Origin of the sequence: Bradyrhizobium sp. AUGA SZCCT0105, from assembly GCF_018129565.1 — a bacterium.
Lineage (GTDB): Bacteria > Pseudomonadota > Alphaproteobacteria > Rhizobiales > Xanthobacteraceae > Bradyrhizobium.
In genome coordinates, this window is record NZ_JAFCMK010000006.1 from 1 (window position 1) to 12,883 (window position 12,883).

The 12,883-nt window shown below is 64.8% G+C and carries 11 protein-coding genes; 4 read left to right on the plus strand and 7 right to left on the minus strand.

Translation table 11 applies throughout. The features are described from left to right. Positions 1–255: 255 nt before the first annotated feature. The gene (locus JQ573_RS25990) at positions 256–1,128 is read left to right on the plus strand and encodes a DMT family transporter (protein WP_212318442.1); all 873 of its coding nucleotides are present in this window, start codon (positions 256–258) and stop codon (positions 1,126–1,128) included. Here JQ573_RS25990 and JQ573_RS25995 read toward each other — a convergent pair. Together JQ573_RS25995 and JQ573_RS26000 are read right to left on the minus strand one after the other, a co-directional pair. Continuing rightward, positions 1,125–2,588, minus strand: coding sequence for a deoxyribodipyrimidine photo-lyase (locus JQ573_RS25995; protein ID WP_212318444.1), 1,464 nt, complete (start codon positions 2,586–2,588; stop codon positions 1,125–1,127). The genes JQ573_RS25990 and JQ573_RS25995 overlap by 4 nt on opposite strands. A 21-nt stretch (positions 2,589–2,609) precedes the next feature. After that, the gene (locus JQ573_RS26000) at positions 2,610–3,269 is read right to left on the minus strand and encodes a peroxiredoxin (protein ID WP_212318446.1); all 660 of its coding nucleotides are present in this window, start codon (positions 3,267–3,269) and stop codon (positions 2,610–2,612) included. A 389-nt stretch (positions 3,270–3,658) separates the two neighbouring features. On the opposite strand from JQ573_RS26000, the gene JQ573_RS26005 reads away from it, so the two are divergent. Then, a complete protein-coding gene (locus JQ573_RS26005) occupies positions 3,659–4,240 on the plus strand; it encodes a hypothetical protein (protein ID WP_092114902.1) in 582 nt (193 codons plus the stop codon). Between the two features lie 62 nt (positions 4,241–4,302). Here the strand turns inward: JQ573_RS26005 and JQ573_RS26010 are convergent, their stop codons facing one another. The 5 genes from JQ573_RS26010 to JQ573_RS26030 all read right to left on the minus strand — a co-directional run bounded on the left by JQ573_RS26010 (position 4,303) and on the right by JQ573_RS26030 (position 11,508). Then, positions 4,303–6,144, minus strand: a complete 1,842-nt coding sequence (locus JQ573_RS26010; protein WP_212318448.1) for an alkaline phosphatase family protein — start codon at positions 6,142–6,144, stop codon at positions 4,303–4,305. 139 nt (positions 6,145–6,283) lie between these two features. Continuing rightward, entirely contained in the window at positions 6,284–9,508 is a 3,225-nt protein-coding gene (locus tag JQ573_RS26015; protein ID WP_212318450.1) for an efflux RND transporter permease subunit, read from the minus strand. After that, positions 9,501–10,724 carry an efflux RND transporter periplasmic adaptor subunit gene (locus tag JQ573_RS26020; RefSeq protein ID WP_212318452.1) on the minus strand — a complete coding sequence of 408 codons (1,224 nt, stop codon included), beginning with the start codon at positions 10,722–10,724 and terminating at the stop codon, positions 9,501–9,503. The genes JQ573_RS26015 and JQ573_RS26020 overlap by 8 nt, the downstream gene beginning before the upstream one ends. A gap of 113 nt (positions 10,725–10,837) precedes the next feature. Next, positions 10,838–11,188, minus strand: coding sequence for a hypothetical protein (locus JQ573_RS26025; protein ID WP_212318454.1), 351 nt, complete (start codon positions 11,186–11,188; stop codon positions 10,838–10,840). Positions 11,189–11,280: 92 nt separating this feature from the next. Beyond that, positions 11,281–11,508 carry a hypothetical protein gene (locus tag JQ573_RS26030; protein WP_212318456.1) on the minus strand — a complete coding sequence of 76 codons (228 nt, stop codon included), beginning with the start codon at positions 11,506–11,508 and terminating at the stop codon, positions 11,281–11,283. Positions 11,509–11,602: 94 nt separating this feature from the next. On the opposite strand from JQ573_RS26030, the gene JQ573_RS26035 reads away from it, so the two are divergent. After that, a complete protein-coding gene (locus JQ573_RS26035) occupies positions 11,603–12,097 on the plus strand; it encodes an ArsI/CadI family heavy metal resistance metalloenzyme (protein WP_212318458.1) in 495 nt (164 codons plus the stop codon). Between the two features lie 239 nt (positions 12,098–12,336). Beyond that, the gene (locus tag JQ573_RS26040) at positions 12,337–12,843 is read left to right on the plus strand and encodes a hypothetical protein (RefSeq protein ID WP_212318460.1); all 507 of its coding nucleotides are present in this window, start codon (positions 12,337–12,339) and stop codon (positions 12,841–12,843) included. The last annotated feature ends 40 nt before the right edge of the window (positions 12,844–12,883 follow it).

Sequence of the window (12,883 nt, forward strand, 5' to 3'; positions counted from 1 at the left end):
CACGGCGTCAAGCGCCAAGGACCCAACGGCTTCCCGCCCACCCCATCATGACAGACTTCCAAGACACAGGGACCCATAACCACCGATGGTCATCGTTGAAGGTCGCTGGAACGACGCGTCCCTTTCACAACATCCACCGCGGAGTATGGGTCCCTGCTTTCGCAGGGACGACAGTGTGCCTGGGGCGCCAGTCCGGCTAACCCGCAAAAATTCGCGATTGCCGGTTGCCTCTTCTTCAGGCAATGACGGCCTGCAATGAACAAGAGCTTCGAGGAAACTGCCGCTCGTCTGGCGCCGGCGATTTTTGTCGTGCTGTGGAGTACGGGATTCATCGGCACCAAATACGTCATCAACAATGCGGAGCCGCTGACCTATCTGGCGATCAGGATGGCGTTCGTGGTGGTGGTGATGGTGGTCATCGCCGCGGTCGCACGGCCGAAATGGCCGGACCGGACAGGCGTTTTCCACAGTGCGGTGGCCGGCATCCTGGTGCACGGCTTCTATCTCGGCGGCACCGCGATTGCGATCGCGCATTCGATTCCCGCAGGGCTCTCGGCGTTGATCCCGGGCCTGCAGCCGATCCTGACCTCGACCATCGCCAACCGCTGGCTCGGCGAGCGCGTCACGCCGCTGCAATGGGGCGGGCTGCTGCTCGGCCTCGCCGGCGTCGTGCTGATCCTGCACAACCGGCCGATGACGGGCGATGCGGGATGGGGCTGGCTTGCCTCCGGCGTCTCGCTGATCAGCATCACGCTTGGCACGCTCTACCAGCGCCGTTACTGCAACCAGATCGACTGGCGCGCCGGCAATCTGGTGCAGTACATCGCGGTGACGATCTTCTTCGGCATCGGCGCCTGGCTGTTCGAGACCAATGTCGTGCATTGGACCAGCGAGTTCGTGCTGGCGATCGCCTGGCTGGTGTTCGCGCTGTCGATCGGCTCGATCGGATTGCTGTATTGGCTGATCCGACACCATGCTGCGACCTCGGTCGCGAGCCTGTTCTATCTGGTGCCGGCGGTGACCGCGCTGATGGCTTATGTCCTGTTCGGTGAGCGGCTGGATACCGTCGCCATCGCCGGCATGGCCGCCTGCGCCGCCGCGGTGCTGGTGGTCAACCGCCGCGCTTAATCCTTGCCGCGGATTTTTGCGTACGCCGCAAGCGCGCGTTCTCGTCCCATTTTGTGGTCGACGATCGGCTGCGGATAGGTCTTGCCGAGTTCGACGCCGGCGGTTGTGAGCTCGATCGGCGTCGCGGTCCAGGGCTGATGGATCAGGTCGTTGGGAAGCTGCGCGAGCTCCGGTACCCAGCGCCGGACATAGGCGCCGTCCGGATCGAATTTCTCGCCCTGCAGGATCGGATTGAAGACGCGGAAATAGGGCGCGGCATCGGCGCCGGAGCCGGCGACCCATTGCCAGTTCGCCGGATTGGAGCCGGCATCGGCGTCAACCAGCGTGTCCCAGAACCATGCTTCGCCGGCGCGCCAATCGATCAGCAGGTGCTTCACCAGGAATGAGGCGACCACCATCCGCACCCGGTTGTGCATCACGCCGGTGTGCCAGAGCTCGCGCATGCCGGCATCGACGATCGGATAGCCGGTCAGGCCGCGCTGCCAGGCTTTTAGCGCCCGGGCGTCGCGCCTCCACGGAAACGCGTCGAACTGCGCCTGCAGATTCCGATCCGCTATATCGGGGAAGTCGAACAGCAGATGGCGGCAGAATTCGCGCCAGCCGAGCTCGCTCAAGAATTTGTCGATATCGCCGGCGAGGCGCGGGTACTCGGCGGCGGCGAAGCGGGCCGCATGCCAGAGCTGGCGCGGGCTGATCTCGCCGAAGCGCAGATGCGGGGAGAGGCGCGAGGTGCCGTCGCGGTCGGGCCGGTCGCGATCGCCGGTGTAGCCGCGAATGTTCTCGTCGAGGAATGCCTTCAGCCGCGCCTGCGCCGCGGCTTCGCCCGGAGTCCAGGTGTCGCGCAGGCCGCCGGCCCAATCGGGCCGGGTCGGCTCAAGGTCCCAATGGTCGAGGGCTTCGCTCGCGACGCCGCTGACGGATGCGAGCTTCTTCGGCGCCGGCAACGGCTTCGGCGGGTCGCCGAGCGCCTGCACGCGCCGCCAGAACGGCGTGAACACACGCAGGCCACGGTTATCCTTGTTGCGGATGGCCCTTGGGTCGACGAGCAGGTCGCCCGGGAAAATCTGCGAGTCTATTCCGTCGCTTGCGAGCGCGGATTCAACGTCTGCGGCAATCGCCCGATGCGGCGCCTGCGCGATGTCGTTCCAGAGCACGGCACCCGCATGGATGTCGCGCGCCAGCGTGGCGATCACGGAAGCGGCCGGTCCGGTGCGCAGCACCAGCGTTCCGCCGATCGCCTCAAGGCTTTTGCGAAGTGCGCGCAGCGACTGCGCCAGCCACCAGCGCGTCGCGCCTCCGAGGGGGCGCGCGGCTGGAGGTTTCAGGGCACGGCTTGCTTCGTCGCGGATAAAAAGGCCAACCACGGGCGCGCCGCGGCTGGCCGCTTCATGCAAGGCCGGGTGATCCGACAGCCGCAGATCGTCGCGGAACCAGACGATAACAGGCTGTACGCGGGCCACCCGGACGCTGCGTGCCGGCCGTTACTTCGGCTGCGGCACGATGCGGATGTAGGGCTTCGGTTCTTTCCAGCCCTGCGGATAGATCGTCTTGGCCTCGTCATTGCTGACCGAGCCGGCGATGATCACGTCCTCGCCCTGCTTCCAGTCGGCGGGGGTGGCGACGCGGTGCGTGGCGGTGAGTTGCAGCGAGTCGATGACGCGCAGGATCTCCTGGAAGTTCCGGCCCGTGGTCATCGGGTAGACCAGCACCAGCTTGATCTTCTTGTCGGGACCAATGATGAAGACGTTGCGGACCGTCTGATTGTCCGCTGGCGTGCGGGTGAGGGGATCGCCCGAGGTCGAGGCCGGCAGCATGTCGTAGAGCTTCGAGACGTTGAAATCGGTGTCGCCGATCATCGGATAATTCGGCGCCGCGCCCTGGGTTTCCTTGATGTCCTCGGACCATTTGGCGTGACGATCGACCGGATCGACCGACAGCCCCATCAGCTTGACGCCGCGCTTGTCGAATTCGGGCTTCAGGCGGGCGAGCGCACCGAGCTCGGTGGTGCAGACCGGAGTGAAGTCCTTGGGATGGGAGAACAAAAGCACCCAGCTGCTGCCGATCCAGTCGTGGAACTTGATCTTCCCTTCGGTGGTCTCAGCTTCGAAGTCGGGGGCGACGGCGCCAATCTGAAGTGCCATGATTTTACCTCATCCATTTGATGTTGCAGCTAAAATTGTATTTGAGGTGGTCGGTTCCCAGTATAGGACGCAACAAGGCTTAAGTGAACGGCTTCTGAAAAAAGGTGAGACATTTCTCCTTGAGGGTCGAATTCCAAGCAACTTGTTTTGATCTGTATTCCTGCGACGAAATATCAGCTGCGGCACAAAAGCTTGGAAATGCCTAGATAAAGCCGCTTATCGCCGTCATCACGCCGGCCCCGGCTGCTATAGGACTGAACCGTGACAGCGTTTAAAGCGACCAAATAGCAACCATCTAAAAATCTCGGAACCCAAGTTCCGAATCATTAACCACTCGTTTACGCCCGCATGGAAAAGCTGGCCTCAGATAGGAATTGAAAGCTCCCACAATGTCTACCCCAAGTACCAAGACCGCTGAGGCTCTCAGCGGTGCGTTGCATCCATCCTGCCGCAAGACCGCCGCCCACGCGCTGACCATCGTGCGCGACGGCGTGATCACCGGCGAAGGTCCCACCACCAAGGGCCGTATCCATTTCTCCCGGTCACTCGATGCCGATGACGCTGCCTGGTGCGCGCGCATCCTGACGGCGGCCGCGGTCGAGCACCAGCCGGTCAGCCGGGCCGAGATCGAGGCGCTGTTCGCGATCAACGAGGCTGCTGCCGAGCGCAGCGATGGCGGCCGGTTCGACGACCTGCTCGCCAAGGCGATCGCCCATCATGCCGCGTCCGAGTCCGGTCTGCCGGTGCCGCCGCGCACGGTGGCGCTGTCGCCGGATACGAACATCGATCGGTGGGCGCCGACGCAAGGCACCAAGATGGACACCAAGGTTCTGGAATGGATCGCGGGCCGGATGCGCGGTCAGCGCCGCACCGGTCGCGCGCTCGCGGCGATGGTGGCGACGCTGGTTGGCGCGACCGCCCTGCCGCTCGCAGCCCAGCTGCCCAACGTGTTCGACATCGGGATGATGTGATCATTCGGGATGATGCCTGTGCATCATCCCGAACCAACGGCTTCAGGCGAGAGCGGCGGGGATCACTTCCCCGCCGTTTTCTGTTTGCCGCCGCTCTCCTCGAGCCCGAGCGTCCGCCCCGGGAACCCGGCGACGTCGAAATAGCGGGTCGAGAGCACGCGCTGGAATTTCAGCACGGTGCGCAGGCCGTTGGCCGACGGCTTCTTCGACATGATGGTGCCCTCGGCCATCTTCGGCACGATGCCGTTCGGGAGCGCTTCCGACATCACCCGGCCGATCAGCCCGCCATTGTTCGGCGCGCGCAGCCCGAGCAGTTGCGCCGCGGTCATGCCGACATCGGCGTTGCTGACCGGTAGCGGATCGACATAGCCCGCCTTGAAGTCGGGGCCGATCGCGGCGGTGAAGTTGAAGGTGTCGCCGCGGCTGAAGCTGCCATGCATGCCCTGGCCCTGGCGCAGCACGGTGTCGGCAACCTGCACCGAGCAGTTGGTCGGGATCTCGCAGCCGCTCGACCAGGAGCGGAAGTTGACCACGATCGACGGGTTCGGCGTCACCGCCTTGCCCTTCAAATTGAGGTGCGACATCGGCAGCGTGCCGGGGAAGGTGCCGAGCTTGTCGTCGACGAACAGGCCGCTGACATAGTCCTGCTCGAGCAGCGCCTTGACCACGCGGTCGGCGAGCTTCTTGTCGCGGTTCGGCAGATAGATCAGGTCCGAGCCGCCATTGGTGGCGATCACGACGTCAGGCTTGGCCGGATCCTGGCCGAGCACACCGTTGCCGGCCTTCGGATGGGCATTGTCGGCGACCTTGGCATTCTTGTCGTTGGGGTCGAACAGCGGCAGGTTCAGCGCCTTGGCGAGATCGATCGCCAGAAAGCCCATCGGCAGGAAATCCTTCGGCGTGTCGTCGTAGGCGATCTTGGCCGAGGGGCTGGTCTTGCTCTCCTTCGAGATCGTCGAGAAGCCATGGTCGGAGGAGACCATGATGTTGGTGTTGGCGGAAAGTCCGAGCTCGTCGAGCGCCTTGCGGAGCTGGGCGAGGTTGTTGTCGGCATTCTTGATGCCGGCCATCGAGGTCGGGCCGTTGATGCCGGGCGTGATGGTGTTGAGGCTGTCGCCGGTGTTGTGCTGGCTGCCGTCCGGATCGCGCGACCAGAACACCAGCACGAAAGGCTTGTTGCGCGCCTTGAACATCGGCAGCACGACCTTGGTCGCGACGTCGGCCATGTAGGCCTGCTGTGCGACGTTGGCCACCGTGGTGCCGGGCGTCTTGGCATCGCCGGCCTTGGCATTGTCGCCGCGGCTCGGCGTGGCGAGCGGCAGGCCGGCCTTGGTCAGCGCGTCCTTCATCTCATCGGAGAGCGGCACGCCGGCCTTGCCGCCAGTGGAATCGTCGACCACGATGGTGTTCTTGCCGCGGTCGGTGTGGTCGAACAGCAGGGTCGGGCCGAGCTTGCCGACGGCTGCGGTGCTAAAACCCTGGCCGCGGGCCATCTTCAATAGCGTCTCCTCGTTGAGATAGTCGCCGTTGAAGTGATCGTCGATATCGGCGAGCACGGCGTCGTTCTCGATGAAGGGAACCACGGTGTCGCCGGCAGGCACCGAGGTGTAGCCAGTAAAGATCGTGTTGGAGAAGGTGCCGGTGTCGCCGAGATAGTGGCCGGTCGAGAGCGCCGAGCTGTTCGCCATCGTGAAGGTCGGGAACAGCGAATGCGAGTTCTTGAAATGGACGCCCTTGTCGCGGATCTCGGCCATCGCAGGCGCCGTCTGCGGCGTCACGATGCCGCCGCGCAGGCCGTCGGGGACGAACAGGATGAGGTTGCGGGGTTTTGCATTTTGCGCGGAAGCGGCGCCGGCTGAAAGCGCGATCATGCTCGCGGACAGTAATGTAATGGCACGGCGCATTTTGTTATTCCCCCTGATGAAGCCCCGCGGCAGCCCGCCGCAGCTTTCGTTTAGTTTTGCCATATGACAGAAATGTTACAGCGCCCGCCGGGCGCTGTAACTGCCGGATTTTTCTCGGCGACGGCCGGTCAACCCGCCGTCATTCCGCGGGCTGAACCGCGGTGCTCTCATTGCGCGCGGCGCTGTCGGCATGCCCGTACCGTGCATAGAGCGCGGGCAGGACGGCGAGCGTGAGCAGGGTCGCGCTGATCAGGCCGCCGATCACGACGGTGGCGAGCGGCTTCTGCACCTCGGCGCCGGTGCCGGTGGCGAACGCCATCGGCACGAAACCGAGCGAGGCCACCAGCGCAGTCATCACCACCGGCCGGAAGCGGGTGAGGGCGCCTTGCTCGATGGCCTCCCGCATCGGCACGCCGCGCTCGCGCAATTGCCTGACGAAGCTCAGCATCACAAGCCCGTTCAGCACTGCAACACCGGACAGCGCGATGAAGCCGACCGCCGCTGAAATCGAGAACGGCATGCCGCGCAGCCACAGCGCCGCGATGCCGCCGGTAAGCGCCAGCGGCACCGCGCTGAACACCAGTAGCGCATCGCGCGCGGAGCCCATCGCCGCCAGCAGCAACAGGAAGATCATCGCAAAACAGGCCGGCACCACGACGGCAAGGCGCTGGCGCGCCGCGGCGAGATTTTCCGACTGGCCGCCCCAGGTCATCCAGTAGCCGGGCGGCAGCTGTACCGATTGTGCGACCTTTGCTTGCGCTTCCTCGACCACCGAGCCGAGATCGCGACCGCGGACATTGGCCGTCACCACGATGCGGCGCTTGCCGTTCTCGCGGCTGATCTGGTTCGGTCCTTCCGTGAAGGAGAACTGCGCGACGCGGTTGAGCGGCAGGCTCTGCACCGGCGAACTCGGCGTTGCCTTCGGCAAGGCGACCGGCAGATTGCTCAGCGCCTCGAGATCGGAGCGCACGCTCTCCGGCAATCGCACCACGATGTCGAAGCTACGATCGCCCTCGTAGACCACGCCGGCATCCTGGCCGCCGACCGCGGCACCGATCACGTCCTGGACCTCGGAGACGCTGAGGCCCCGCCGGGCAATCGCCGCCTTGTCGACCTTGATCTCGAGCACGGGCAGGCCGCCGGCCTGCTCGACCTTGACGTCGGTCGCGCCGCGCACGCCGCGCAGCGCGGCCGCGATCTGGTTGGCGGCCTTCTGCATCGGCTCGAACTCGTCGCCGAACACCTTGACCGCGATGTCGCCGCGAACGCCGGCGAGCAGTTCGTTGAAGCGCATCTGGATCGGCTGGGTGAATTCATAGACGTTGCCGGGCAGCCGGCCGACCGCCTTCGAAATGTCTTCGATCAACTGCTCCTTGGTCAGCGACGGATCCGGCCACTCTGCGCGCGGCTTCAGGATGATGAAGGTGTCGGATGCGTTCGGCGGCATCGGATCGCTCGCCACCTCCGCGGTGCCGGTCTTGGAGAAGACGAACGACACCTGCGGAAAGCGGCTGACGGCCTTCTCGACAGAGAGTTGCATCGCCTGCGACTGCGATAGCGCCGTGCTCGGAATTCTCAGCGCGTGCATGGCGATGTTCTTCTCGTCGAGAGAGGGGATGAACTCCTGGCCGAGCCGGAAGAACCCGAACAGGGCGGTCGCGAACAACACGACCGCCACGGCGATGACGGGTAGGGGCGTTGCAACCGCGCGCCGGAGCAGCGGGCTGTACCCGCCCTTCAATGCGGCAACGAGCCAGTTTTCCTTCTCCTGCACGCGGCCGGTGATGCCGATCGCGATCAGCGCCGGAACCAGTGTCAGCGACAGCACGAAGGCGGCAGCGAGCGCGAGAATCACGGTCAGCGCCATCGGCTCGAACATCTTGCCTTCGACGCCGGTGAAGGTGAGGAGCGGCACGTAGACCAGCAGGATGATGGCCTGGCCGTAAAGGCTCGGCTGCACCATTTCCACGGCGGACGCCCGTACCGTCGCTAGCCGTTCGTTGCGGGTCAGCACGCGGCCAAGCACATGCTGCTTCTCGGCAAGATGACGCAGGCTGTTCTCGGTGATGATGACGGCGCCATCGACGATCAGGCCGAAATCCAGTGCACCGAGGCTCATCAGATTGGCACTGATGCGGCCCTGCCACATGCCGATCGCGGTCATCAGCATCGCGATCGGGATCACCAGTGCCGTGATCAATGCTGCGCGGAAATTGCCGAGCAGCACGAACAGCACCGCGATCACCAGCAGCGCGCCTTCGCTGAGGTTGCGTGCCACCGTGCCGATGGTCGCATCGACCAGCTGGGTGCGATCGAGCACCGTCTCGACTGCGACGCCTGCCGGCAAGGATGGCGTGATCGCACGCAGTTTGGCGTCGACCGCGGCCGATACCGTGCGGCTGTTGGCGCCGATCAGCATCAGCGCGGTGCCGACCACGACCTCGCGGCCGTTCTCGCTGGCGCTCCCGGTGCGCGTCTCGCCGCCGATCGAGAGCGAGGCGAGGTCACGGATCCGGACCGGGACGCCGCCGCGGGTGGTGACGACGACGGCGCCGAGCTCCTCGATGTTCTCGAGGCGACCGCCGGACCGCACCACGAATCCTTCGCCGTTGCGCTCGATATAGCGCGCACCGCGGCTGACATTGTTGCTCTCGATCGCCTTCGCGACGTCGGCGAAGGTGAGGCCGAGCGCGATTAGCTTCGCCGCATCGGGCTGGACCTGATACTGCTTGAGATAGCCGCCGATCGAATCGACGCCGGCGACGCCAGGCACCATCTTGATCTGCGGCTTGATGATCCAGTCCTGCACTGTGCGCAGATAGGCGTCTTTCTCGACCTCGCTTTGCAGCACCTGGCCGTCCGCCGTCAGGAAGCGGCCATCGCTCTGCAGGCCCGGCGCGCCGTCGGTCTGCACCTTCTGGCCGGAGTAGTGGACGGTCCACATGTAGATTTCGCCAAGACCCGTCGTGGTCGGGCCAATCCGCGGCTCGATGCCTTGCGGCAGGCGCGCGCGAACTTCGGTCAGGCGCTCGCCGACCTGCTGGCGGGCGAAATAGATATCAGTGGCTTCGCTGAACACCGCCGTGATCTGCGAGAAGCCGTTGCGGGAGAGCGACCGCGTGCTCTCCAGCCCCGGCGCGCCCGCCAGCGCCGTCTCGACCGGAAAGGTGATTTGCTTCTCGATTTCCGCCGGCGACAACGCCGGGGCGACGGTGTTGATCTGGACCTGCTTGTTGGTGATGTCGGGCACTGCGTCGATCGGCAGTCTGGTCAATGCGAGGCCGCCGAGAAACATCAGGACCGCTGCCAGTGTGACGACCACCCAGCGCCGCTGGATCGCCAGACCGATGATGCGCTCAATCATGGCCGTGCTCCGCTTCGTCCTTCTCGACTTCGGCCTTCAACGTGAAGGTGTTCTGCACCGCAATGGTCTCGCCGGCGGCAAGACCCGCGACGATTTCGATGTCGTTATCGTCCTCACGGCCGGTCCGTACCGACCTCGCCTCGAAGCCATCGGCATCACGCACGAATACGGTCGGCGTGCCCTTGATGGTTTGAATGGCCTTCTTCGTCACCATCACCGTCGACGGCGCGCCTGACAGCGGCACCTCCGCGGTGACGAAGGTGCCGGGCTTCCAGCGGTGCTCCTTGTTGGGCAGGGTCGCGATCACGCGGGCATTGCGGGTCTCGCGGTCGAGCAGGGGGCTGACGAAGATCACGCCGGCATTGGCTTCATCCTCGGTGCCGATGGCGCGGATCTTGACCGAAACGCCTTCGCGGACGGCGCCGATGTCTTCGGGCGAAACCGCCAGATCGACCCAGATGTCGTCGAGATTGACGATGACGTAGAGTTCGCTCTCCTGGCCTTCGCGCCCGATCAGTCCGCCGAGATCGACTCGCCGTTCGGACACCCGGCCGCTGATCGGTGCTCGCAGGAACTGGGTCCGCAGGCTTTCCGGCGGCTGGTTCGGCAGATCGGCGATCTCGCTTTCCGACAGGCCCAGCGCAAACAGCTTCTGCCGCGCGCCGTCGAGCTTGATCTGGGCGTCGTTGGCGGTCAGCCGCGTGCGCAGGAACTCGTTTTCCGAGACGATGCGGGTCTCGACCAGTGTCTTCTGCCGCGCGTAGAGCGTCTGCTGCAGGTCGTTGGTGAGCCGCGCGGCGAGGTATTCGCTCTTGGCGTCGGCGACCTCGCGGCTTTCGATCGCCGCGACGATCTCGCCTTTCTCGACCACGTCGCCGAGACGCTTGCGCAGTTCCGTGACCGTCGCGAGCACGCGGACCGAGACGCGGCCGATATGATCGGCGTCGGGGATCAACGATCCCGGCGCGAGGAAATGCCGCTTCAGCATGCCGCCGCCGGCCGGTGCGAGCGTGATGCCAGATTCACGAATCTGGTCTTCGCTTAGCTCGATATGTCCGGGAGCTTCATGCGCGGCCTCGACTTTCGGTGGATCTGCGGTCGCCGTCTCCTGCGTCGTGGCCGGGAACTTGACTGGCCAGCCGATCCATCCGGCCGCCAGAATGATCAGTGCAATGCCGGCAGCCACGCCGGCGAAGAATAGAACAACCCGTTTCATGTGCGCCTCTCCGCAGCGCATGCCATTGGCCCTGCGCTGTCGCGACATCGATCTGTGCGGAAGCGTGCGCGCTACCGGATGGCAGCGGCGCACGGCCGGTCATGCCGACTGGATCAGGCGCGCGGTGGTTTGAAGGGGGAGAGGCGATCGGCCGACGCCGGCAGCCCGATGCTGCTGTCGCCATAGCTGTGCAGCGCATAGGCGATCGGGAATGCCGTCTCCTGCGGCGTCACCGAGGCGACGTGGGTCAGGCAGTGATCGCCATGCAGTGAGGCCGGATGCGCGGGAGCCTTGCCGCCGGTATCGTTGATCGACTGCGCGATCGAGAAGCCGGGAGCTGCATCGTCATCGCCGTCGAAGGCCCAGCCGTGGAAGAACGACAGCACCAGCGCAAGCGAAATCAGCCCCGCAAGCAGGCTGCGCCAGCGGCGCGATCCTGTTGCATGAGCGGAAGACTGAATCATGGTGCGCGAAGCGTCCATGGGCCCTAATTAGCGCCGCGACCGCGCGCGTTCAAGTTCGACGCTGCGACAGAATTGCCGCGGATACTATAACGTTACACTTTCTCAGCGGTTCGGCGCATCAGCCAGCGTCGCGCTGCGACGACAGCCCAGATCGCTTCGACCAGCCCGAACGGCCAGGCGCCCTGCAGGAAACCGTAGGCCGAGCCGAGCGCGCAGGAGACGGCGAAAGCCAGGATGAACCAGGGGCTGCGATCCTCGGCTGCGTAGCAGACGAGCATCATGGTCACGGCGAACAAACCGAACAGCGTGAGCGCATCCATTCCGCAGCAGGACTCCTGTTGTAACGCAGTTGATATCTGAGCATGCTTGGGCTGGAATATCCATCCAGCGTCGCTGCCCGAAAGGATTGCCCCCATGAAGCGCATGCATGTTCACGTCGCCGTCAAGGACATCCCGCAATCGGTCGGCTTCTACTCGGCGTTGTTCGGCGCCGAACCGACGATCGTGAAATCCGATTATGCCAAATGGATGCTCGACGATCCCCGCGTCAACTTCGCGATCTCGACCCGAGGCCGCGAGCCGGGGCTCGATCACCTCGGCATTCAGGTGGAGAGCGCCGAGGAGCTCGGCGAGGTCTATGGCCGGCTGCGCAAGGCGGGCGGCGAGGTGATCGAGCAGGGCCAGACGGTGTGCTGCTATGCCAGGTCCGAGAAGTCGTGGATCGATGATCCCGCGGGGATCGCGTGGGAGACCTTCCATACGACCGGCGAAAGCATCGTCTACGGCGACGGCAGCGGCGAGCGGACCGCGCGCGTCGCACACGAGAAGCTGGACGCGCAGCAAAGCGCCTGTTGTGCGCCACAGCCCCAGGCCGCGCCGCCCGAGGCTCCGGCCTGCTGCAAGGCGTGAGTCGAAGCGGCCGCGCACACTAGGGGTCGAAGTTCTTGTAGCCCGGATGAAGCGCAGCAAAATCCGGGAGCCGCCAACCGTTGATACAGGTCCCGGATTGCGCTGCGCTTCATCCGGGCTACGCACCGCCGGGCCAGCCGTCGCGTCGGCGCAGCCGGCTACCGCTGTAAGCAAATGCTTAATGCCTGCGACATATTATCTCAGCGACGACTCCCCTCCGTGCTAACAGCCCCTTAACCATGCGGCTTTTGCCAATCAAGGATCCTGAGCGGTCCTGGCGTCTCATCAAGGCACAATGGAAGAAGGACGCTGAAGGCGTCGGAGAGGATTTTGCCACCTTTGGCGGCATCGGAGCCTTTGAAGCGCTGACGGCCAGGGAAGGTGACAGTCAGGGGCTGTATCACCTGACCGACGGCGAACGGGTCCACGCGGTCTGCCAGGTCAGACGTCTGCTGATGAGCCGATATACGTCGCCGGCGCTCAGCACGCGCTTCATCAATGTGTCTCCGATCTACGATCTCGGCCTCGCCGATGTCAGCGATTACGCGCAGATGCTCGTGGCCCTGTTCTCCGGCGTCGTCTGGCTGTCGCGTGATGCGCTGGCGGCCAGCCACATCCGTTTTCTCCTCAAGAGTCCGGGCGACTCGCAATTCTTCGCCGCGCTCAAGGCCGCGACGCCGTTCTCGCCATTCTCGAAGTTCAGCATCGAGGGCGCGTTGATCGAGTGCAGCCTGAAGGAGGCCTGAGGCGGTCGCGCCCTGAGGATTCCCGTGCTGATCGCGCTCA